This window comes from Paenibacillus sp. Y301 (genome assembly GCF_059445505.1).
The window spans coordinates 1-24,970 of the sequence record NZ_JCAIUL010000025.1; the positions used below are offsets into that span (position 1 = coordinate 1).

19 protein-coding genes and 2 pseudogenes are annotated in these 24,970 nt (G+C 42.8%); all 21 read right to left on the reverse strand.

The genetic code is table 11. The features are described 5' to 3' along the window. Positions 1-134 (reverse strand): annotated as a pseudogene (locus tag AC1D69_RS24180) (DDE-type integrase/transposase/recombinase); the annotation flags it as partial. Between the two features lie 253 nt (positions 135-387). Further along, positions 388-1,202, reverse strand: a pseudogene (locus tag AC1D69_RS24185) (branched-chain amino acid ABC transporter permease). A 293-nt stretch (positions 1,203-1,495) separates the two neighbouring features. Then, complete coding sequence (locus AC1D69_RS24190; RefSeq protein ID WP_495458668.1) at positions 1,496-1,957, reverse strand: MarR family winged helix-turn-helix transcriptional regulator; 462 nt, start codon at positions 1,955-1,957, stop codon at positions 1,496-1,498. Positions 1,958-2,023: 66 nt separating this feature from the next. Continuing rightward, a complete protein-coding gene (gene pdaA, locus AC1D69_RS24195) occupies positions 2,024-2,815 on the reverse strand; it encodes a delta-lactam-biosynthetic de-N-acetylase (RefSeq protein WP_495458669.1) in 792 nt (263 codons plus the stop codon). 72 nt (positions 2,816-2,887) lie between these two features. Next, positions 2,888-3,334, reverse strand: a complete 447-nt coding sequence (locus AC1D69_RS24200) for a VanZ family protein (RefSeq protein ID WP_495458670.1) — start codon at positions 3,332-3,334, stop codon at positions 2,888-2,890. 12 nt (positions 3,335-3,346) lie between these two features. Beyond that, positions 3,347-4,018 (reverse strand): ribose-5-phosphate isomerase RpiA, encoded by a 672-nt coding sequence (gene rpiA, locus AC1D69_RS24205; protein ID WP_495458671.1) that lies wholly within the window; start codon positions 4,016-4,018, stop codon positions 3,347-3,349. Between the two features lie 241 nt (positions 4,019-4,259). Continuing rightward, positions 4,260-5,144, reverse strand: coding sequence for a GNAT family N-acetyltransferase (locus AC1D69_RS24210; RefSeq protein ID WP_495458672.1), 885 nt, complete (start codon positions 5,142-5,144; stop codon positions 4,260-4,262). Between the two features lie 68 nt (positions 5,145-5,212). After that, positions 5,213-5,650, reverse strand: a complete 438-nt coding sequence (locus AC1D69_RS24215; RefSeq protein ID WP_495458673.1) for a hypothetical protein — start codon at positions 5,648-5,650, stop codon at positions 5,213-5,215. Positions 5,651-5,687: 37 nt separating this feature from the next. Continuing rightward, a complete protein-coding gene (locus tag AC1D69_RS24220) occupies positions 5,688-6,527 on the reverse strand; it encodes a P-loop NTPase family protein (RefSeq protein WP_495458674.1) in 840 nt (279 codons plus the stop codon). Between the two features lie 60 nt (positions 6,528-6,587). After that, positions 6,588-7,529, reverse strand: a complete 942-nt coding sequence (locus tag AC1D69_RS24225) for a GNAT family N-acetyltransferase (protein ID WP_495458675.1) — start codon at positions 7,527-7,529, stop codon at positions 6,588-6,590. A 154-nt stretch (positions 7,530-7,683) separates the two neighbouring features. Then, a complete protein-coding gene (locus tag AC1D69_RS24230) occupies positions 7,684-8,784 on the reverse strand; it encodes a carbohydrate ABC transporter permease (protein ID WP_495458676.1) in 1,101 nt (366 codons plus the stop codon). After that, on the reverse strand, positions 8,781-9,869 hold the full coding sequence (locus AC1D69_RS24235; RefSeq protein WP_495458677.1) for a carbohydrate ABC transporter permease: 1,089 nt from the start codon (positions 9,867-9,869) through the stop codon (positions 8,781-8,783). The genes AC1D69_RS24230 and AC1D69_RS24235 overlap by 4 nt, the downstream gene beginning before the upstream one ends. A gap of 134 nt (positions 9,870-10,003) precedes the next feature. After that, a complete protein-coding gene (locus AC1D69_RS24240; protein WP_495458678.1) occupies positions 10,004-11,422 on the reverse strand; it encodes an ABC transporter substrate-binding protein in 1,419 nt (472 codons plus the stop codon). Positions 11,423-11,697: 275 nt separating this feature from the next. Beyond that, a complete protein-coding gene (locus AC1D69_RS24245) occupies positions 11,698-11,985 on the reverse strand; it encodes a CPBP family intramembrane glutamic endopeptidase (RefSeq protein WP_495458679.1) in 288 nt (95 codons plus the stop codon). Next, positions 11,900-12,418, reverse strand: a complete 519-nt coding sequence (locus AC1D69_RS24250) for a hypothetical protein (RefSeq protein WP_495458680.1) — start codon at positions 12,416-12,418, stop codon at positions 11,900-11,902. Before AC1D69_RS24250 ends, AC1D69_RS24245 begins: the two co-directional genes overlap by 86 nt. Before the next feature lie 39 nt (positions 12,419-12,457). Further along, positions 12,458-13,978, reverse strand: a complete 1,521-nt coding sequence (locus AC1D69_RS24255) for an MDR family MFS transporter (RefSeq protein WP_495458681.1) — start codon at positions 13,976-13,978, stop codon at positions 12,458-12,460. A 184-nt stretch (positions 13,979-14,162) separates the two neighbouring features. Continuing rightward, positions 14,163-16,604 carry a glycogen/starch/alpha-glucan phosphorylase gene (locus tag AC1D69_RS24260; protein WP_495458682.1) on the reverse strand — a complete coding sequence of 814 codons (2,442 nt, stop codon included), beginning with the start codon at positions 16,602-16,604 and terminating at the stop codon, positions 14,163-14,165. Positions 16,605-16,632: 28 nt separating this feature from the next. Then, entirely contained in the window at positions 16,633-17,736 is a 1,104-nt protein-coding gene (gene glgD, locus AC1D69_RS24265; RefSeq protein ID WP_495458683.1) for a glucose-1-phosphate adenylyltransferase subunit GlgD, read from the reverse strand. Positions 17,737-17,751: 15 nt separating this feature from the next. Further along, entirely contained in the window at positions 17,752-18,921 is a 1,170-nt protein-coding gene (locus tag AC1D69_RS24270; RefSeq protein WP_495458684.1) for a glucose-1-phosphate adenylyltransferase, read from the reverse strand. Between the two features lie 403 nt (positions 18,922-19,324). Continuing rightward, a complete protein-coding gene (locus AC1D69_RS24275; protein ID WP_495458698.1) occupies positions 19,325-21,610 on the reverse strand; it encodes a beta strand repeat-containing protein in 2,286 nt (761 codons plus the stop codon). A gap of 692 nt (positions 21,611-22,302) precedes the next feature. Then, positions 22,303-24,504 carry a collagen-like repeat preface domain-containing protein gene (locus tag AC1D69_RS24280; protein WP_495458685.1) on the reverse strand — a complete coding sequence of 734 codons (2,202 nt, stop codon included), beginning with the start codon at positions 24,502-24,504 and terminating at the stop codon, positions 22,303-22,305. Positions 24,505-24,970 lie beyond the last annotated feature (466 nt).

Sequence of the window (24,970 nt, forward strand, 5' to 3'; positions counted from 1 at the left end):
AAGTCTGTGGTCATACGATCACCAAGCCGCCAGCCTACAATCTCACGCGTACAGAGATCTAGGATGCTTGCTAGATAGAGTCTGCCTTCGCGGCAAGGGATGTAGGTAATATCCGCAACCCAAGTTGTGTTGGGTTAGAATAGCTGATACATAGGCACCCACAGACATGAACCCCGCATGCCCCATAGAGAATTGACCCGTTATGCCATTTATTAAGTTCAGGGAGACACCTAGCATAATATTGATGCAGATCATAATCAGGGTAGACTCTGCTACATCATTTATCGTACCCGTAATAAGTAACAACACTTGGATAACAACGTAGATCATAATCGCTATGACAATGCTCGACCAGAAACTTTTGTTCATTTTCTTCATGATCCCCACCTACACTTTCTCACGGCTATTCTTACCGAATAATCCCGTGGGTTTGAAGATCAAGATCAGAATGAGAACTCCAAAAGCTGCCGCGTCACGCCATGAAGAATACCCCAACGAGGATATCTCGGTCTCAATCGTTCCTAATAATAGGCCTCCTAATAGAGCACCAGGTATACTCCCAATCCCACCTATGCAGCAGCTAGTGCAGAACCAATAGCAAACGTAGCGGATATCGTTAAATTCACATTGATTCCCATAAGTCGAGCAGCTTCCAGATCGAATGAAACAGCACGCATGGCTTTACCAATCTTCGTACGATGTACAATAAATTGCAGGACAAGCATAAGAATAATTGTGATCGCGAAGATCATGACTTGATGACTATCCATCTGAACTGAACCGAATAAGGTGAATTGGTGTTTTTGAATGATTTCAGGAAATCCCTTAGCTTGTGGTCCGAGGGCAAAGATCCCTAGATTCTCTAATAAAAAAGAGACGCCGATAGCGGTTATGAGAACGGCAATACGTGAGGCATTACGTAGAGGTTTGTAAGCGAAGCGTTCGATAACAATACCAAGGAGAGCACTGATCACCATCGAAATAATCAAGGAAAACGTCAGAACCAAGTAGGGTGATAACCCTTGTGATGTTAGTGCCTTAGCTGTAAAGAGGCCAACAAATGAACCGACCATGAACACATCGCCATGAGCAAAATTGATGAGCTTTATAATTCCATATACCATGGTGTACCCTAAGGCGATTAGTGCATAAATACTCCCAACAGAAATTCCGTTAATTAATTGTTGAACGATATACTCCATCCCAGTACCCCTTCTCTATCACTTCTACAAATGATAATAAATTAAGATGATTCTTAGATGTTATGTCTCATTCCCTAATTTGTTAAATATCTTAACACAGACTATAAAATAAAACGGAAATATTTACAACCAATTTATGAATGTTTATTGAAATTTTTTCTATTCATTTGTTATTCCACGCAAAAAAAGCCATTATATGCACTCTCACGAACTGGAGAATCCCACAATGGCTTCAAAGACAATGATTCAATTAATATATCAAATATGTTATGTTATATGACATATGATAACAATTAGTACTTACTTTCTGCTGAGAGCCCTAACTTCTTCAACAACTCAATCACTTGTCTCTTCTCTTCTAGATCTAACCCAGCAACGGAATCTACGATGGTATTCTGATGTTGAGGAAAGACATCTTCTATAAAGGCTTTTCCTTCTTCCGTGAGATCAGCAAATATGACACGTCTATCGTCGGGTGACGCAATTCTGACAAGTAATTTCTTATTCTGAAGTTTATCCACGACATATGTAATGTTTCCACTTGAGATAAGAACTTTCTCACCAATTTTCTGAAGAGGTTGTGGTCCCTTATGATACAACAGATCTAGTACACCAAATTCTGTGGAGTTAAGCCCATAACTCTGAATACTACGTGTTGAATGCGCTATGACCGAATTATAAGCACGTGCCAATACAATAAATAGATCGAGTGACAGCTCATTGTTGTTCTTCACGTTCTCTTTATTTTCTCCCATGATAAAAAACCTCCGAATGTATTATCTTAATATAAAGATAGTACATTCGGAGGCCTATTGTCAAACTTAATACGTTCTACTTTGCATCTGAGTTAAGCTTTTGAATTCATAGCCTTGTTTCCTTGCATCATCAATAATCCGTCCCATGGCTTCTGTATTGTCCTTTGATACCGAATGCAACAGAATAACGGCACCCGGATGAAGTTGTTTCATCACTTGGGTATAAGCATACTCTGAGCCTTTTTGGGTGGCGGGATCCCAATCTTTGTAAGCAACAGACCAGAACACATTCGTATACCCTTCAGCCCGACTTGCAGCTAGCATAGATTCGTTAAAAATCCCCCGTGGTGCACGAACAAAAGCCATTTCCTTTTGGCTCGTTATATCTGCTACGGCTGTCTTCACCTTCAGCAATTCGTTCTTTAATTGCTCGTTAGAAATCGTGGTTACGTCGGGATGACTCCACGAATGATTGCCTACAAGATGTCCTTCAGAGACCATTCTTTGAACCAATTCAGGCTGATCCTTCACATAATGCCCTGTGATAAAAAAGATTGTAGGAACCTTCTTATCTCTTAGTACATCTAGAATTTTGGCCGTATAACCATTCTCATACCCATTATCGAAGGTCAAATAAATATCCTTCTGCTTCGTATCTCCAAGGAAGATAGCTTCATGTTTTTCTAGAATGTCTTTGAACCCTTCCTCATTTATGGAGGGAAGTTGTCCATCTTTACTCTTCTTAAACCCAAAGTGAAAAGCTTGTTGACTAGGATTAGCACCTGCTGTAGCTATGGGTTGAACCATTTCATACATCAATAAAAGACAACCCAACATAAGAAAGATACGACGTTTCATGGAGAGCCGGTCACCTCTATACAAGATTTCATGGTAATTTACCAAGTTAGAGGTAATATTCCACATCTTCTCCTAAGATATGTACCTTCTAAATAATAATTGAGTCACCCCGTATCCGATCCATACACCAAGAATGTTGAGAATCAAGTCATCAATATCACAACTACCGACTCGTAACAGCATCTGAGATACCTCTAGAACGATCACAAGAGGTACGAAATATAGCGTTAATCTCCAATACGATCTTAGGCTTTTAAATAACAACGGTAGCACGAATCCAAATGGAACAAACACGCCAACATTCCCAAATAAATTAATGATCCATGATGTCTTAAATCCGTGACGGACACTATCCAAATAGGACCAAATGGTCTCCAGTGGAACTAAATTATACACAAGAGGACCTTCCGTATGTCTTGTACGGCCAAATCCAAAAAACATCCAATATATAAGGCATATACTATACAAGACCATCAATATCCCAAGTAGACAAAGACCTATCCTACTTCCATTATTCAATCGTACGCCCTCCTAGTTACGCATCAGAACCTCCACTTTTCCATCTTGGTGGCCAATAATCGCTAAATTAGCTCGTCCAATAAATAAGCCATGATCTACAACACCAGGAATGCTAAGGATTTCATTGTGAAGCTCAAGTGGGGAGGCAATAGAACCGAAATTACAATCTGCAATATAATTTCCGTTATCCGTCATGAATAGCTGTTCTTCATCTGTCCGTAATTGAATATGGCAACCGAGGGTCTGCAATGATTTAATGGTCCATTCCACTGCAAATGGGACGATCTCAACGGGTAAAGGAAATCTCCCTAATGTTTCGACTACCTTATGCTCATCCGCAACAATGATTAGACGTTTACTATGATGGGCGACAATCTTCTCTCTGAGAAGAGCGCCACCGCCACCTTTGATCAACGCCAGATCTGAATTAATTTCATCTGCTCCATCAATGGTAATATCCAGGCCGTCTATATCTCTGAATGAAATAATGGGAATTCCAAGTGTGAGCGCCTGTTTCTCCGATGCCCTAGAGGTCGCTACTGCCTGTATAGACAAGCCTTCATGCACTCGTTCACCAATACGTTGAATTGCCCAATAGGCTGTTGACCCGGTTCCCAACCCAACTGTCATCCCATCTTCGATGTATTGCACTGCATATTCTGCAGCGATCCTCTTCATATTCAACAAAATTCACTCCTTCATACATAGTGACGTTACTGTGTACAAGCATAAACGGCCTCGCCGTCCTTTAGCGGCGAAGAAACGTTTAGCGTTGAAATATAAGACTATTTATAAGCAGAAATACTTATAAATTCTTATATTTCAAAAAAACTGAGCTTATCGAACCCTATTCCCAAGGATGGCTGGTACGTCCTTATTGGAATAGATCGCATAAGCTCAGCCATAGGTGGTTACATATGAATCATTACGATTTAAAAGCAAGAACGACCGAGTCAGATTTGGGTTCATACCCAACTTTCATATAAATATGATTAGAGATAGGATTGCTCATATCCGTATATAAACTGGCAAACTCATAGGGTCCACGCAACATATTTCGTGTTAATGTTGATACGCAAGATGCGGCATATCCACGGTTTCGATACTCTAATGGGGTATACACCAAATTAACAACAGCTCCGTGAAGTGTAGGTCTAGTCTGTTGAGCCATAGATACAGGTTCTCCATCATCCCATAAATAGATAGCCGATTGTTCCGTCCCATTTTGAGCCATATCAATCGCTTTTTTCATGGATATCGCTTCCATCGCTTCCGCAGCGAAATCATAGATCCACTGACCCAACATAGGAATATCACGTAACTCAGCAGCTCTAAATATACCTGGACTCAGTTTCATATCTTGCACTTTCGTACAAGCATATATGCGCTGATCCATCTGAACTTCGTAAGATTGCCCTGTTACCTCTTGCCACTTATCCGCGAACAAATATGCGGTCTCACGTATCGCAATAATACTGGGTACTTGGATAACTTCTTGATGAAGGATATGATCGATTGCTAGAGAGATAGCCTTGATTCGAACGTCGTCATTTTTCACCTTATCGCTAATGTATACAATAAGGGATGCACTTGTTTTTAGAAGACTAAGGATATCTTGTTCCCCATCACTTACGATTGCCATGAAAGGTAATGGCCCTACATGATGAGCGTCTTTAGCTGTATGCTTAATAGACTGGACTAATCGGTAAGCAATACCTAACGGAAGATTATTAAGCGCTTCATTCTCCATTAACAACGGTTCAGCGCGTTCTAAGAAGTCAGACGGTTCAACATAACTCTGAATATGCATGATTCAATCTCCCTTCATTAGCCCATTTTTTCTACCATAACACAATCATGGGAAAAGGGAAGGATGAATTATCGCACAACTCCATTGTTATTTTTTATTAACACCTGATCTAATCGATTTAATACTTCTATTTCTTCCTCATTAATCGCCGATTCATATAGAGCTATTCCCGATAATAACTCACCTTTTTGTATGGCATGTCGGATATTATGGAGCATCACATTCTCAGCTTCGTAGAGTTTAAGTTCGCCACGCTTACCCGTTACCCGACATAGATAGGCATGTAAATTCTGCTCTCCAACCAAGTATGACGTATGATACAACGAGACCAGTGTTAATGAATCTTGATCTTGCCACTTATCTGTTATATGAACGGTGTATTGAACTGCGCTTGCACTCGGTGCATTACTTTTTTGTTTCTCTGCAATAATCTGCGAATTCTTCCATGCTAGTACACCAGCTGCACCCAGCAGTATAATACCAACTACTAATGCAACATATATCACGCGATATTCTCCTTTGTATGGTGTTCCTTCTGAACACTTAATGACCTAGTAATGTTTGAATTAGCCCTTGTCTTAGTTGCTCACGATCATAGTGAGAGTTATCAATCATGGTCCACGGGAGAGACAATTCGTTCATAATTTTCTTTTCCAATTGTTTTCTCGCATGAAGTACTTGTAACGTTCCGTCCATCCCAGAATATCCATGTGCTTGTCCATAACCTTGTTGTGTGTAATAATCTATGAACCCGATTGACCATTCCGTGGGTCTTTCTTCTACTGCTTTCTTAAAGGTATGGTCATATTCCTTCTGATCGATGTAGATTAACCTAGGATTCAGAGAACCAATCGCATCCTCTAATGTCCTCACATAACGAATAGATTCCTCTTCATGTCGGTTATACTTGACCATACTTACCGTAACAGGATTCTGGATGAAACAACATTCAAATACATATATCTTCTTTTGGACAGCAGCCGCTTCACTGAATCTTTTCCATTTAGCAGCGATAAGCTCCATATTTCGCTCAAAAGATATTTCATAAATATCCTGTTTGAAAATATCGTCAAATACAGAAGTAGGTAGACGAGATTGGTCATCTTGTTGCATTTTTCGATAGGGTAAGAAATAGTTCCCTTCTTCATAAAAAGCAGTTCGATTAATCAACGTCTGATGGCTTTGATGTCTTTCACATAGTTCTTCCCATTCCTGTGGTGTGAAGATAGCAACCCCTTCATAGTCCGCTGGGTGGTCCACATCTCCTTCTAATACTAACTCAACATCTTTACCTTGTTCTTTAAGAATGTCATATACCAACTGTGCACTTGTTGATTTCCCTGATCCTGGAAGTCCCTCGACTAAAATTAATTTCGTATTCAAGTCCCTCACCTCTTTTTACTCCATTCTAAGAAATTTCTCCTGAGATAGCAAAAAAAGACACTATTTAACCGGAATGAGCATTTTGCTGATTTCAATTGGTCCCGGCATAAAGCCTAAATTATAATACATAGACTCCACTGGATTTCCTTGTTGAACATAGACTCTAAGATACGGATAGAGATCTGTTAACATACCTAATGATCTCTTAATCATATTCGTTCCTATCCCTCTCCTCCTATATGTCGGAAGAATACCGAGATGCTTAATTCTTGGAATGTCATGATTCATAGATAATAAACAAGCACCAATCAGAGCATTATTTCTTTTATCATAAACTAATGTTGAAGCACGGAGTAGATGTTTATTAGTTTCCTTAATGATCGTCTGTGTTTCCGTAATATAGTGACTAATCGACTGCTGCTTACTATTTACTCCCCAAATACAATCGGAATGACATCTATAGAAAAGGTGACCGATCTCCTTATCATTCGTAAAGGAACGTTTAGCTTCAGTATCTTCAATAATAGACCTGATGATTGTGACTTGCTCATCCCATTCACACGCCAGTGACTCTGTAGGTCGTTGCATCCAACGATAACGATGCTCATCGGGCCAGAACCCTGCCCTTGCAAATAGCTCTACTTGGTCTTGTAATACTTCATATACATGGATCGGTAATTTGGCATCAGAGCATTTCAGCAGAGCATCCTTTAACAATTGGACGATTGTGTGTTGCTGATTAAATGGTGGAATAAAATAGAGTAGCCTCATCCGGTTCGGAGCGAGCATTACACCACCGATCTTTAATCTGCCTTCATAAATCCAGAATACGTTGAGGTTCATGTGAACCCATACATTCTCTTCCTTAAACATACGAATGTATTCCGCGTTGTAATAAATAGAGCAAAATTGTAGCCACTCATGTTTATTAGCCTTCTGTAAGTGAAATTGTCCAGATAACTCATATCGATCGAACGGAGTAGACCCGTTAGCAAGTTCCATCGTAGCACACTCCCATCGTATAACCTTAGCTTTCCAATTATAGATATCAAGGATGGCGCACAAATAGAACCTGCTCCATAGATGACTACGCTCCCCACTTGGTAGACATTTTGGAGGACCTCGTCCGAAGCAGGTTTCGTTGCTCGATTACACATTACCCTTTCACAGAGCCACCCATCAGTCCACGCACGAAATACTTTTGAAGAGCAAAGAACACAGCTAGGGGCATAATCATCGATATGAATGAAGCTGCAGTAAGCAGATGCCAGTCATTTCCGTAAGAGCCGACCATTTCAGCAATCCGCATGGACAACACTTGAACATTAGGTTGACTACCAATAAAGACAAGGGACACCAGATAGTCATTCCATACCCACAGGAATTGAAAGATTCCTATCGATGCAATAGATGGAACCGATAGCGGTAAGATTAATCTAGTGAAAATAGTAAAATTAGAGGCTCCATCCATGAAGGCGGATTCGAATAAATCTCGTGGAAGCTGACTAATATAACTGTACAAAAAATAGGTGCTGAGCGGTAATCCAAACCCAGTATGAGCAATCCAGATTCCTAAATAAGTCCCGTTGAGACCCAGTGACGTGAAATTCTGTAGCACAGGAATAAGTGCAACTTGTAGTGGGACAACCAGTAGCGCAACTACAATAACAAAGATTGTCTTACGTCCCGGGAACTTCATCCATGCAAAGGCGTAAGCAGCAAAAGCAGCAATTAAGACAGGAATAATTGTAGCTGGAATAGCAACCGTCAACGTGTTTACAAAGGCTCTAGTGAGATTGCTACCTTTCTCTGTCTTCACACTGCCGTCAGATTGTGTGATCTCATAACTTTTACCTCCGAGAACATTCTTGTAATTATCAAGAGTGAACACGGCGTTGGTCTTCCACTGTTTCTCTTGAATATCGACAACCCGTCCTCTTCGATTCTGCCACACGATCTTCTGACCATCTGCTGTCGTTACGCCTACTTTTAATTGTTCATCTGAATAACTTGTGCCAGCAACTTCAATTGGTTTCTTCAGATCAGTATCCTTAGGAAGCTTTAACTGTTCCTCCGTCTCCCAACCCTTATGAGGAAATACCGTCCACCAACCGGTCTCCAGAATATCGTGTGCGGGTCTGAACGAAGACACAAATAGTCCTGCGGTGGGAATAATCCAGATCAAACAAATGAATCCGAGGATACTATTCACTAGCCACTTTGAACCTTTTTTCTTCTTTTTGTGCCCCCGGCTCATGAGAATCCTCCTCCTTGTTTGCGCATTTGACGAAGATTAAAGATCAGAACTGGAATAATAGCAATTAATAGAACGATGGCCAGTGTTGCACCATACCCATTGTTGCGATACATGAAGAATTGTCTGTAGAACTGTGTAGCCACAACATCTGTATCGTATTGCCCACCCGTCATTACCATGACGACATCGAATATTTTGAGAGTAAATACTATTATAGTAGTCGTAACAGATAGAATAGTAGTCTTCATATAAGGAATCATAATACGGAAAAAGATCGTGATCTCATTCGCTCCATCCATTCGTGCAGCTTCAAGAGATTCTTCGGGAATGCCTTTGATTGCGGCAGATAATAACACCATGGCAAAGCCCGTCTCCATCCAGATCAGAATCACGATAAGAAATAGATTGTTCCACGGTTGAGAGAAAGACGCCCAAGCCTGTGCCTCACCACCTAGTGCTACAACAATGGCATTAAGTAGTCCAATCTGTTCATCACCCGGTTTGTAGTAATACACGAACTTCCAGATTACGCCAGCTGCAACCATAGATATGGCCATAGGCATAAAGATGATCGATTTCGCAAGCTTCTCGAAACTACTCCGGTCGGCCAGAACTGCAATAAGTAAGCCAAGCGACACACATAAGAATGTTCCTAATATAACCCATAGTAAGTTATTCCGTAGGGCTGATAGTAACAACCGATTCGTGAAAACCGCTATATAGTTACTGAATCCTACAAAATCAACAGAACCTGCATCCATAAAACTAAATATGAGTGTTCTTACTGTAGGATACAGCAGTAACCACCCTAGCAATATCAGGGCAGGTGCCACAAAGACTAAAGGCTGAATGCGTTGTCTCCATTTCACAGAATACTGTTCAACCACCCAATTTAGAGATAAATAAATCGTGTATACGCCTACAACTCCCCAGATGATGGCCAGAATCCCATACAATATAGGAGTAAGACTTCCATCTCGTAGAAACATAAAGATACGCCAATGGATAAGTAGGTTCATTCCAGGCACAAGTATTGTTATCAATGTTAGCCACAGCCATTTATGTCGCGACATCAACGTTCCCATCTTGTCCCTCCTTTTTACGAAATCTAATAGGATAAAATATGTTTAATTACAGAACGAAGGAGTAAGGAGTTTCCTCCTATCTCCTCCGATTCAAACCTACTTCCTTTTAGATGAACTAATCACTAGGCTATAGATTACTTTGGAAAGCCTTCTTGCATTTCCTTCAAAGCTCCATCCAGATCTACAGTGCCACTAACATAATCGGTTGCGCCTTTCCAGAATGTACCAGCCCCTACAGCTCCAACCATAAGATCAGATCCATCGAATCGAAGTGTATCTGCTGTTTGAACAAGTTCTGCCATACGACGATCCACATCATTAGAATACCAACTAAGATCTGCATCATTCATTGGAGCAATGACACCACCCGATTGAATCCATGTCTTGATCGATTCCCCTGTTGTAAAGAATTCCATCGCTGCACGAACCTCTGGGCGGTCATTGAACATCGAGTAAATATCTCCCGCAACTAATAATGGCTTCCCATATTGAGGATCAATCGGTGGTAGATAGAAGAAATCCATATCTTCACCCATTTTTACCGTATTCGGAAGATTACTTGTAATGAAACTCGCTTGACGATGTAACCATGCCTTCGGTGGAGTCTGTGCCAATGGGTTTAGTGCATCACTAGACGCTGTCGTCACGATTGACTTCACGCCACCTAGAACATAATCTTCATTGAACCAAATGTCAGACATAACCTTAAAGGCATTTTTCACTTCTGGTGAAGTAAATGGAAGTTCTCCTTTTACCCACTTATCATAATTCGCAGGTGTTGTTGTCCGAAGCATTATATCTTCGATCCAATCGGTAGCAGGCCAACCTGTTGCTGCTCCACTTCCAATACCAATAGACCATGCAGGATCCCCGTCATCTGATATTTGTTTCGTTAATGCCATCATCTCATCCCAAGTCTGAGGAACGGTGTAACCTGCTTCCTCAAACTGTTTCTTAGGATACCAGACTAGACTCTTCACACTTGAGCGTGCCCAGACTCCTGCCATAATGTTGCCGCTTGCTCCATCCATATTCGCCATATCAAGCCAGCTCTTATTGTAGTTCTTCTCTAAGTATGCTTTATCGATAAACGATGACACATCGATAACTTTACCTTGTTTAACAAAGGTAGCTAGTAGTCCTGGTTGTGGGAAGTCTGCAATATCTGGTGCATTACCTCCATCTACACGAATAGAGATCGTAGCTTCAAATTCCTTTGACCCTTCGTATTGAATATCGATCCCTGTCTTATCTTCGAAATCCTTAATACTTGCGATGAATTTCTGCTCGTCTTCATCAACGAATGGACCGAACATCGATACTTTCGTACCCTTGAATTTCCCAGCTAAAGCTTGTTCCAGAAAAGTTCCATCACTTGTAGCAGGTTCCGCTACTGCAGGTTCTGTCACTTTTGGTTCCGTTTCTACTGTTGCAGGTTCTTTTGTCGGTTCTGCTTCCTTGTTTGAATTTCCACCGCACGCACTTATTACCATCGTGAACAAAAGTACTATGATGACGATAGGCATCATTCTACGTTTATAGTGTGTTTTCATAGACCTGACTCAACCCCTTTACCTATTTGTTTGCGCTCCCATACAAGCATATGCACCTTGTCTTCATTTCAATTCTAAATAGTAAAAAAAAAAGACTGCAAAAAGGCGATAATCCGTTTAACTGACTGGAATATCGCCTTTTTCAAAATATAAGAATTTATAAGTATTTCTGCTTATACATAGGATTATATTTTCAACGCTAAACGATTCATCGCCGCTAAAGGACGGCGAAGCCGTTTATGCTTGTTTAAAATATGTCTTGAACAATCATATCTCTAGAAAATCAAGCCACTTAATACAAACAATAGATTCATAATGAAATGAAGAATGATAACCGGAAGCAACCCTTTTAACCGGATTGCTATCCCTCCTAATAGCATGCCTAAGACAGAGAACAAAACACATACAATCCAAGGAAATCCAATCGAATAATGATACATACCGAAGCCGAAGCTAACGACAACCAATCCCCACTTCTCACCCAGCACATCGACGAATCGACTTAGTATGAGCCCTCTCCACAATACTTCTTCCAATACGGAATTGAGCAATGCAAATAGCAACCCAAACCGCAGGAATATATATATCGACTCTGAATGGGAACCGAATCGTCTCAGTAAAACTACCTATTTTCATATAATCTGTTGTCGTTTTGTTCAACTGTCCATATAGAAGAAACGGAATAATAAATCCAAGTAGACTCAACCGTGAGCTAGCAATGATAAATTCTCTTGGTAGATCTACAAAGTTAAGATAATCCGTTATATAGAAATTAAAGCAGCCGGATAACCAATATCCCAATAGATATAGAACACTCCATAAGGACACGTCACGAATACCACGAGATAAAGATTGCATCGAATGAATGACACCTAGAACAAGGATCCATCCAATACTCACATAGATTGTAGTTAGTTGAACTTCAATTACGCTTCCGACAAAGTTAACGAACATGGCCATTAATGAAAGGCTAGAAATATGATTTCGCTGTGACATTCAAGCTTTCTCCCCTTGCGACTTACTAAAGAGATTATTTTATTCCTTTTCAGTTGAAGGTTTATTCATTGCAATTCGCGCTTTGCCCATCATGAATACGACAACTACAGCTATACCGATGGGAATCAAGGCATACAGAAATATATGCGATATAGATGATGACATAGCATCAACAATTTTATCAAGTATATCGGCAGGAATCGACTTTCGTACATCCGCTTTAAATATTTCCCGAGGATCTGGAATATTTGTTAGATTAGCTGCTGCTCCCTCCATACCCTTGAAATTATCGGCAAGCTTACTCGAAAATAGGTTACCTTGGATCGTACCGAATATCGTAATTCCCAAAGTCATTCCAAGTGAGCGTAAGAATTGATTCGTTGAGTTGGCTGTTCCTCTGAATCGAGGTTCAAGGTTGTGTACAGTTGAGATCGGTAATAACGAGAAGGAGAATCCCATCCCAAATCCTACTAAGATCATAAAGCCTGTTAAATAGGAACGTGCTGTGTCTGGCGTAAGCGTACTTAGCATGAACATACCTGCGAAATACGCAATGACCGATATGATCATTAAATTGCGATAACTTGTTTTTGTCGAGAAAATACCACCAATCGAACTACCCACTACAGATCCTAGCATCATGGGGGTAAGAACTAACCCGGCATTTGTCGCAGATCCTCCATATACAGCTTGTACAAAAATAGGGATATATACGGTTAAAACGATAAATGTTCCTCCATAAAGAAGAGCTAATATTTGAGAAGCAGCAAATAGTCTTCGTTTAAACAGCCAAAAAGGAAGAATCGGTTCTTCCGCTTTGAGTTCGATAAAGAAGAAGGCAATGAAACATCCTGCAAATACAGCAAATAACGAAATAATGACAGACGAATTCCAAGCGTAATCTTTACCGCCCAATTCTAGAGCAAACATTAGACTGATCACAGCAACGACAAGTGTCGATGCGCCCCACCAGTCTATTTTTTGTTTAATCAATTGCTTCGACTCATGATATGAGCGAGTAATCAACAGGAATGATACGATACCTATAGGAACATTTATGTAGAAAATCCATTCCCAACCTGCAAATTCAGTAATATAGGCTCCAAGTAATGGACCTATAACACTTGCAGCACCAAATACAGCGCCAAGAAGTCCAGTCATCTTCCCACGATTCTCTGGAGGAAAAATATCAAAAATAATCGTAAAGGCAATCGGCATTAACGCCCCGCCACCAATACCTTGAATGGCACGATAGATACTTAACTGTTCAATACTATGTGCGAAACCACACAATATCGAACCCAATAGGAAGACCGTAATTCCAAATATAAAGAACCTTTTCCGTCCATACATATCTGACAGCTTACCAAAGATCGGCATTCCTGCCATCGTTGTAATCATATAAGCAGAAGTTACCCATACAAATTTATCAAATCCACCTAGATCAGATACAATTGTACCCATAGCAGTGGCAACGATCGTATTATCAATCGCTGACATAAATATCGCTAGTAGCAGACCTGCTACAACCATCTTAATATTACTTTTCGATGTTTCCACACTCAGTTCTCCCTCGTAAACAGTTTCAAATTATTAGCTTTTTAAGTCTAAGTTTTGAAGATACTAATGTCAAGAAATTACTCTTTGTCACAGAAAGAAACGGATGTTCCCCCTTTTAATTGAGGGGGTCATCCGTTTCATGTATTCATGTCGACTAATCTAACCAAGAGACTATACCTAACTTCTAGACGTTCACTTGTACGCCTGCTTGGCTTCCTTTTAATCCCCAAATTTCAGAAGCATACTTGGTAATCGTACAATCACTTGAGAATTGACCAGAATGAGCAATATTCACGATCGACTTTCTCTGCCACTCCTTCGTATTCCGATAAGAAAGGTCCACTTCCAAATGTGCCTCCGTATAACTAGCGAAATCCTTAAGTACAAAATACTCATCATTGGTACTCATAATGGAATGAAATATGTCTGCAAACTCATGCCCTTGGTTACAGAAGTAACCCGGATTCACTAATTGATCCATGACTTTACGTACACGTGCATCATTATAATATACATCTTTGACTGCATAACCACCATGCTGATAATAATCAAGTACCTGGTCGGATTGTAATCCGAAGATAAACATGTTGGCATCCCCAATCATATCGCGCATCTCCACATTAGCTCCATCCATCGTACCCAACGTCAATGCACCATTCATCATAAATTTCATATTCCCCGTCCCTGATGCTTCTTTACTAGCTGTTGAGATTTGTTCACTAATGTCCGCAGCTGGAATGATCTTCTCGGCTAATGAGACAGAATAGTTCTCTAAGAATATGACTTTTAACTTTCCATTTACTTTTACGTCTTGATTAACTTGATTAGCTACCGTATGAATAAGTTTTATAATTCTCTTCGCAAGCGAATAGCTTGGTGCCGCTTTGGCCCCGAAAATAAAAGTGCGGGGAACACAGTCCATCGATGGATTCTCTTTTAACTGATTATATACATGCATGATGTGTAGTACGTTCATCAGCTGTCTCTTGTAGCCATGTAGTCTCTTCACCTGGACATCAAAGATAGAGGTTGGATCAACGACGATTCCCTGTTGCTCATGAATATATGAAGTGAGTTTCATTTTGTTATGTTGTTTAATCGCTCGAGTGCGATCTTGGAATCCGCTATCCTCATTGTATTTCAATATTCCTATCATTTCTTGCGGATGATCCATCCAACGTGTACCAATCGATTCACTAATTAGATTAGACAACGCTGGATTTGCATGCATCAACCACCGACGGTGTGTTATCCCATTCGTCTTATTGTTGAATCGATTGGGATACAGATCATGGAACAATTTCATTTCGCGCTTGATCAGAATATCCGTATGAAGGGCTGCAACACCATTCACGCTATAACTACCTACAATAGCCAAGTTCGCCATTTTCAATTGCTGACCATCAATGATAGACATCTGCGGTACGATCTCCGGATGATCTGGGTACTTCTTCATCAGCATGCCACAAAAACGGGTATTGATCTCTTCAATAATCATATAAATGCGTGGGAGTAGATCTTTCACCATGGAGACAGGCCATTTCTCAAGCGCTTCACTCAACGTTGTATGATTCGTATAGGATACCGTCCTTGTGGTTATGTCCCAGGCTTCGTTCCACCCCAAACCATTCTCATCAATTAATATCCTCATCAATTCAGGGATAACAAGTGTAGGATGAGTATCATTAATATGAATAGCAACTTTTTCAGGTAAGTGATCCATGGTAAGCCCAAGCTTTTCAAAAGTCCTCAGAATACTTTGCAATCCTGCAGAACATAAAAAGTATTGCTGTTTGAGCCGGAGTAACTTGCCTTCATACTGAGAATCATCGGGGTATAGAAATTCAGATATAGATTCAACAGAACGATTATAATTGAGAAATTTATAGTAGTTATTCGCACCTGTTAGTTTCGAGAGATCCAAGTTAGATTCTGCACTCCATAATCGCAATGTGTTGACATGATCACCACCATAACCAATAACAGGTATATCATAAGGTATAGCTGTGACCGCTTCATAATGTTGGGTTTCAAATACTAATTCTCCATCTACCTCTGTAGTGTCAACATACCCCCAGAAGCGAACCTCAACTTTTTTATCAGGTCTACGCACTTCCCATTCGTTACCTTTCCGAAGCCAATCATCAGGTAGTTCCACTTGGTTTCCTTCAATAATTTTCTGTTCAAATAAGCCATATTTATATCGAATTCCACATCCATGCCCAGCGTACTGAAGCGAAGCTAAAGAATCCAAGAAACAGGCCGCGAGTCGCCCTAACCCACCATTACCTAGCCCTGCATCGGATTCCTCTTCCTCAATTTTCTCTAGATCCCATCCTATTTCTCTAAGACCATCTCTAACAAGCTCAAGCACACCAATATTAAGCAGATTGTTACCTAGTAGACGACCAATTAGAAATTCCATCGAGAAATAATACACTTGCTTTTCCTGATCGATTTGGTAACTTTGATTCGTCTCAACCCAATTCTTACCTACATATTCGCGGATCATGTTACTCAAAATTTTATAGATATCTGCTGCTTGAGCTTCCTTCATTGCTTTTCCCAATTTACTGACTAGATTCTCCTGAAAGAGTTGCTTGAAAGCTTCTTTGTTGTTAAACATATTGACATCCCTCCTGCGGGTGGATCTATCAGATGATGCTACTTTTAGCTATGACATAAGGTTTCCTCACGTCCCCTATAAGCTTACGATTGCGCGACAGTAGCACATCTTTATCCATAATCACATTCTCAATCACAGCATTCTCTTCAATCACACATTTCTGCATGATGACTGAATTGATAATTCGCGCACCCTTGTGCACCTTTACTCCACGAAAGAGAATACTATTCTCAACGGTTCCTCCAATAATACAACCATTAGCAAGAAGTGAATTGCTCACTTGAGCACCATCTAAATATTTCGTAGGGGCCTCATACTTAATCTTGGTATGCACAGGTTGTTCTTTGAACAGGCTTTGAAAATGTGGTTGATTCAACAAGTCCATACTGTTCTTGTAATAGCTTTCAATTGAATTAATGACCGCGTGATAGCCTTTATAGGAATATGCAGCAATGTTCAAATTATGGCGATTCCTCTGAATTGCATCGCGAAAGAAATAATTCTCCCCATGGGCAATACATTTACTAATGAGTTCAAGATATAATTGTTTCTCCATTATAAATACTTCTATATATACGTTTAAATGGTCCTTTTCGTGATGAATATCAACGACATCTCCATGCTCATTAACCTCAATACGCAAACAAGGTTCATGCTCAGGTTCAAGGTGCTCTACTTGCTTATATACAACGGTAACATCAGCACCTTTTTCGAGATGATATCGATATACATCTTCAAAGTCGACTTTGTTAATATGCTGACTTCCGGCATTCACCACATATTTCTCAGATCCACGGTAAAAGAAGTCCATATTATTGTGTAAATGCTGTAAGTCCCCCTCAGACGTATCCGTAGGATCGTTCCAGTCTGGAGGGAGTACAAACAATCCACCGTGCTTATGGTCTAAATCCCAAGGTTTCCCTTGCCCTACATGGTCCATAAGTGAGCGATATTTGCGACGAACGAAAAGAGCAATGCTTTCCATACCAGAATGCATCATGTTGGACAATACGAAATCGATTAACCTATATCGACCGGCAAAGGGCACGGCAGCACCGCATCGAAAATAGGTTAGTTCGTTTAATTGATCCAGTTCATGATCAAGATTAATTACACCCATAAGTTCTTTCATTCACGCCACCGTCCTCTACCTTAATAAAATCCCTGTTTTAGTTGAAGTCTCCTCATCCTGCTGGTTATCGATGAGTATAATTTCGTTCTCATCATCTCGTTTAAGTCCAATCTCGGTGTTATCTTCAATGATGGTATTCTCACTAACGATCGCTTTGTGAATTCGAACATTGTTACCAATCTTCACGTTTGGCATGAGGACCGAATCTGTAATAACGCTACCTTCACCTACTTCTACTCCAAAAAAGAGAACAGAGTGGTCAATTTCCCCGTTAATAATACATCCTTCACTAATGATACAATTTCGTACGATAGCGTCTGAAGCAATGTATTGTGCAGATTGAATCGGATTACGTGAATAAATACGCCAATCTGGATCATTGAGATCGAGTGGAGGATGATCGGTTAATAAGTCCATATTACATTCCCATAAACTCTGTATCGTTCCAACATCTTTCCAATATCCTTCAAAAGGATAGGCATATAATACTTTGTTATTCGTCAGCAAAGCCGGAATAATATCTTTGCCGAAGTCAAAGGAGGAAGCTGTCTTTTGTTCATCCTCCATTAAATACTGTTTAAGAACAGGCCATTTAAATAAATAAACTCCCATGGAAGCCAAAGTACTCTTAGGGTTTACTGGCTTTTCCTCAAATTCAAATATGCGTAATTGTTCATCCGTATTAAGTATCCCGAATCGACTTGCCTCTTCTAGCGTGACATCGATGACCGAGATCGTACAATCGGCATTATTTTGTGTGTGGTATTGTAACATAAGGTCATAATCCATCTTATAAATATGGTCACCTGATAAAATCAGTACATGTTCAGGGTCAAATTGTTCGATGAACTTTAGATTGCGATAAATGGCATCTGCTGTCCCCCGGTACCAATTACTACCATCTGCCTGTTCATGAGGTGGAAGTACGTAGACACCACCATTCTTTCGATCCATATCCCAGTCGCTTCCAATCCCGATATAGGAGTGAAGAACTAAGGGCTCATACTGTGTCAGAACGCCCACCGTATCCATTCCTGAGTTAGAGCAATTACTTAGAGGGAAATCTATAATTCGATATGTGCCTCCAAAATACACAGCAGGTTTAGCAAGGCCCTTAGTCAGACTTTTGAGTCTTTTGCCTTGTCCACCTGCTAGGAGCATAGCCACGACTTCTTTTTTCTTCATAAAAATAAGCGCCTCCTTCATAACGAGTGATAAATCACTGAATAGTAATAAATGAACTTGTATGTGGCTCTTAGAAGATTAAGTAGTACTTGGCTACATGTTAGCAATTCTAATGTTGTTGAATTAAGAAAGGAAGGAGATCGTACTAAGTAAAAAAAGATCGGAAGAATTGAACGAGTGTAACGGGGAAATAAGCGGTTATCTAAAGACTAAAGTAGATGCATTTGTAGTCAGTCTACTCGATGTCTTTATTATAATTATTTTCGATAATTTTAGATATATTTTTAATAATAAATGCTTAATTTTCCCAAAAAATAATAAAAAACCATAAAAAATGAGTCTCTAGAATCGCTTCTAAGACTCATTTCTTATGGTTAATTGTTAGCTCAATTTACTTGTTCTATTATGTCAGTTCATGCACAGACCACACTGTCCCCGATGGCGCTGCACCTCCAATTGACAACCCGATGGTCAATCCATTTGCAACATAGAATATACCGATAACATCTCCTGCATTTAATTGTACGTCAACTGTTAATGTGACCGAACTATTTCCAAGTATTGTTCTTAAGCTTAACAACAGCAAAATATTTACATCTAGGATTGGAAATAGACCTGTTACCAGATCAGTGACCGCAGGTGATGTTCTTCGAATAACAAACGAAGGACTTATCCCTGACCCTAGAGCAACAGAAATCGACGCAGTTGTTGTATAACTGACGACTGCCTTGATCGAATACCTTCCTGTTGTTGGCACGGTATAAGATCCTGTTGCCGCGTTAAACCCCGTCCCAGTGTAGTACGGTGTTGTAACCGTCCAATTGTCTAGTTGTTGAGTCGCACTCATAGTAGAAGATGCCCGTTGAGCTGAAAATCCAGTTGCTAATACATTAGGTCCTGTAGGTCCTGTGACTCCTGTAACTCCCCTTACTCCCGTGGCTCCTGTTACTCCGGTTGCACCTGTTGCTCCAATCCCCGTTGCTCCTGTTACACCAACTGCTCCTGTGGCTCCGGTTGCACCAACTGCTCCAGTTGCTCCCGTAACTCCTGTTACTCCGGTTACTCCCGTGACTCCTGTGACTCCTGTGACTCCAATCCCCGTTGCTCCTGTTGCACCAATTGCTCCGGTTGCTCCGGTAATTCCTGTTGCGCCTGTTACACCAACTGCTCCAGTTGCTCCTGTTACTCCGGTTGCACCTGTTGCTCCAATCCCCGTTGCTCCTGTGACTCCGGTTACTCCTGTGACTCCAATCCCCGTTGCTCCTGTTGCACCAATTGCTCCGGTTACTCCTGTTACTCCGGTCGCTCCGGTAATTCCTGTGGCTCCTGTTACACCAACTGCTCCTGTGGCTCCTGTTGCTCCAATCCCCGTTGCTCCTGTTACTCCGGTTACTCCCGTGACTCCTGTGGCTCCGGTTGCACCAACTGCTCCTGTTGCTCCTGTTGCACCAATTGCTCCGGTTACTCCGGTAATTCCTGTTGCGCCTGTTACACCAACTGCTCCTGTGGCTCCTGTGGCTCCCGTAATTCCTGTGGCTCCGGTTGCACCAACTGCTCCTGTGGCTCCTGTGGCTCCTGTAACTCCCGTCGCTCCGGTCGCCCCTGTGGCTCCAATCCCTGTTGCTCCTGTTATTCCTGTGACTCCTGTTACACCAACTGCTCCTGTGGCTCCTGTTGCTCCTGTTGCTCCTGTTACACCAACTGCTCCTGTTGCTCCTGTGGTTCCCGTGACTCCTGTGACTCCAATCCCCGTTGCTCCTGTTACTCCGGTTGCTCCCGTGACTCCTGTGGCTCCGGTTGCACCAACTGCTCCAGTTGCTCCTGTAACTCCTGTTACACCAACTGCTCCTGTTGCTCCTGTTACTCCGGTTGCTCCGGTCGCTCCGGTAATTCCTGTGGCTCCTGTGACTCCAATCCCTGTTGCTCCTGTTACCCCTGTTGCGCCTGTTACACCAACTGCTCCTGTGGCTCCTGTGACTCCTGTGGCTCCTGTTACACCAACTGCTCCTGTTGCTCCTGTAGCTCCAATCCCCGTTGCTCCTGTTACTCCGGTTACTCCCGTGACTCCTGTGGCTCCGGTTGCACCAACTGCTCCAGTTGCTCCCGTAACTCCCGTCGCTCCTGTGGCTCCTGTTGCTCCTGTTGCTCCTGTTATTCCTGTTACTCCGGTAATTCCTGTGGCTCCTGTTACACCAACTGCTCCTGTTGCTCCTGTGGCTCCGGTTGCACCTGTGGCTCCAATCCCCGTTGCACCTGTTACTCCGGTTGCTCCCGTGACTCCTGTGACTCCAATCCCCGTTGCTCCTGTTACTCCGGTTACTCCCGTGACTCCTGTGGCTCCTGTGGCTCCTGTTACACCAACTGCTCCTGTGGCTCCTGTTGCTCCTGTTACACCAACTGCTCCTGTTGCTCCTGTGGTTCCCGTGACTCCTGTGACTCCAATCCCCGTTGCTCCTGTTGCACCAATTGCTCCGGTTGCTCCGGTAATTCCTGTGGCTCCTGTTACACCAACTGCTCCTGTGGCTCCTGTTACTCCGGTTACTCCTGTGACTCCAATCCCTGTTGCTCCTGTTACCCCTGTTGCGCCTGTTACACCAACTGCTCCTGTGGCTCCTGTGACTCCTGTTGCTCCTGTTACACCAACTGCTCCAGTTGCTCCCGTGACTCCGGTTGTACCTGTGGCTCCAATCCCCGTTGCTCCTGTTACTCCGGTTGCTCCCGTGACTCCTGTGGTTCCGGTTGCACCAACTGCTCCAGTTGCTCCTGTTACTCCGGTCGCTCCGGTAATTCCTGTTGCGCCTGTTACACCAACTGCTCCTGTGGCTCCCGTGACTCCTGTAACTCCTGTTACACCAACTGCTCCTGTTGCTCCTGTGGCTCCTGTGGCTCCCGTAATTCCTGTGGCTCCGGTTGCACCAACTGCTCCTGTTTCTCCTGTTACTCCGGTCGCTCCGGTAATTCCTGTGGCTCCTGTTACACCAACTGCTCCTGTTTCTCCTGTGGCTCCTGTTATTCCTGTGACTCCTGTTACACCAACTGCTCCTGTGGCTCCTGTTGCTCCTGTTGCTCCTGTTACACCAACTGCTCCTGTTGCTCCTGTGGTTCCCGTGACTCCTGTGACTCCAATCCCCGTTGCTCCTGTTACTCCGGTTGCTCCCGTGACTCCTGTGGCTCCGGTTGCACCAACTGCTCCAGTTGCTCCTGTAACTCCTGTTACACCAACTGCTCCTGTTGCTCCTGTTACTCCGGTTACTCCCGTGACTCCTGTTGCTCCGGTCGCTCCGGTAATTCCTGTGGCTCCTGTGACTCCTGTGGCTCCTGTTACACCAACTGCTCCTGTTGCTCCTGTAGCTCCAATCCCCGTTGCTCCTGTTACTCCGGTTACTCCCGTGACTCCTGTGGCTCCGGTTGCACCAACTGCTCCAGTTGCTCCCGTAACTCCCGTCGCTCCTGTGGCTCCTGTTGCTCCTGTTGCTCCTGTTNTCCTGTTATTCCTGTTACTCCGGTAATTCCTGTGGCTCCTGTTACACCAACTGCTCCTGTTGCTCCTGTGGCTCCGGTTGCACCTGTGGCTCCAATCCCCGTTGCACCTGTTACTCCGGTTGCTCCCGTGACTCCTGTGACTCCAATCCCCGTTGCTCCTGTTACTCCGGTTACTCCCGTGACTCCTGTGGCTCCTGTGGCTCCTGTTACACCAACTGCTCCTGTTGCTCCTATGGCTCCAATCCCCGTTGCTCCTGTTACTCCGGTTACTCCCGTGACTCCTGTGGCTCCGGTTGCACCAACTGCTCCTGTTGCTCCTGTTGCTCCTGTTGCTCCTGTTACACCAACTGCTCCTGTTGCTCCTGTGGTTCCCGTGACTCCTGTGACTCCAATCCCCGTTGCTCCTGTTGCACCAATTGCTCCGGTTACTCCTGTTACTCCGGTCGCTCCGGTCGCTCCGGTAATTCCTGTTGCGCCTGTTACACCAACTGCTCCTGTGGCTCCTGTGGCTCCCGTAATTCCTGTGGCTCCGGTTGCACCAACTGCTCCTGTTTCTCCTGTGGCTCCTGTAACTCCCGTCGCTCCGGTCGCCCCTGTGGCTCCTGTTACCCCTGTTGCGCCTGTTACACCAACTGCTCCTGTGGCTCCTGTTACTCCGGTTGCACCTGTTGCTCCAATCCCCGTTGCTCCCGTTACACCAACTGCTCCCGTAACTCCTGTGGCTCCTGTGGCTCCAATCCCCGTTGCTCCCGTGACTCCTGTGACTCCTGTTACACCAGCTGCTCCCGTAACTCCCGTGACTCCTGTGGCTCCCGTGACTCCTGTGACTCCAATCCCTATTGCTCCTGTGGCTCCTGTTACACCAACTGCTCCAGTTGCTCCTGTGGTTCCCGTGACTCCTGTGACTCCAATCCCCGTTGCTCCTGTTGCACCAATTGCTCCTGCTGCTCCTGTAGCTCCTGTCGACCCTGTTATACCATCAACAGCTGTGGCTCCGGTAGCTCCTGTTCCCCCTACTTCTCCGGTAGCTCCCTTTTCTCCCGTTGCTCCAACTGCACCTGTCACTCCGGTAGCTCCCTGTTCTCCAGTAATTCCCGTACCTCCAGTAGTACCAATAGCACCCGTCGCTCCTGCTACCGCCAATATTGTATAGTCTGGTGAACTGTCCGGTGTCCCTATTGGTCCGGCTACGTTTGTAATATACGTACTCCCATTATATGTAACCACTTGACCTACTGAATACGTTGGACTCACCGCTGGATCAAACACAACAATTCCTTCTAATCCTATACCGGTCGCCCCTGTTGCACCCGTCACTCCGACGCCCGTAGCTCCGGTAGCGCCAATGGCGCCAGTCGCTCCTGCTGCAGCCAACAATATATAGTCTGGTGAACTACCTGGTATTCCTGTTGGTCCAGCTACGTTTGCAATATACGTACTCCCATTATATGTAACCGCTTGACCTACTGGATACGTCGGACTCACCGCTGGATCAAACACAACAATTCCTTCTAATCCGGCTCCTGTAGGTCCAATAGATCCAGCTATCCCCGGTACTCCCGGTACTCCCGGTACTCCCGGTACTCCTGGCACTCCTGGTACTCCTGGTACTCCTGGTACTCCTGGTACTCCTGGAGGACCTATTACACCATACAAAGGTAACCCTAATGCTATTGAAATTAATGTTTGAATACGTCTAATATGAATAACTAATTCGTCCTTACATCCAGGATCTACATGCGATATGAGAACAGCAGCTAATAATTCTACCAACAATTGTTGTAAGTTAATCCCCACACTTAAACCCGAGAAAGGAGTTACCTCAGTAGATACGATTGTTAATTCCAGTATTGAGTGAAGCTCAGCTCGTTCAGGATCGAATATCTTTAACTTGCCTAAAAGATCCATCAATGATCTAAGAACTCTTTGAAGATCCTCTACATGAATTGTCGTTGAAGAATTAAGTACTGAGGGGATAATTTCAGTAAGTTCAATTACTATTTTTAATAGTGCTTTACCATCCTTCGTTCTTATTGGACTACGAATCCTTCCTTTTCGTCCAAGAATTGCATCACCTTTAAATCTTCTATGATCCGCCATGAATCTATATCTCCTCCTTATCTTCTTAACTGAGTTCCTATAGAAATAGCCCAATCTACAGACGTTATAGATATATTCCTAAGTTGTGTATTTATTGCAAATACAGATAATCCTTATGTCGATTAATACGGATTTGAAATGAAAATCTTAGATCAATAACTTGTAACAGCAATGCAGCTGCGCTTAACTGGATACAAATGATTCAGGTCGTGAAACTTTTGAGTACTTCCGACCAGGTAGTTAAAGAAAATATTTAGGTACATTAGCAAAGAACTAAGTATTTGAAGATATAGACCGAATATCTAAACATGCAATCCGAATCCACATGGGAAAGACTACGGCAAGCCCGACAGAACCTTCAAAAAAAGTCGGTTTTTCCATAGTGATATCCTCCCTACCTCTAAAATACTGAGAGCAGGATATTATAGTTGAATTGTTATTGAACGCGATCGTATTCGTTTAACAA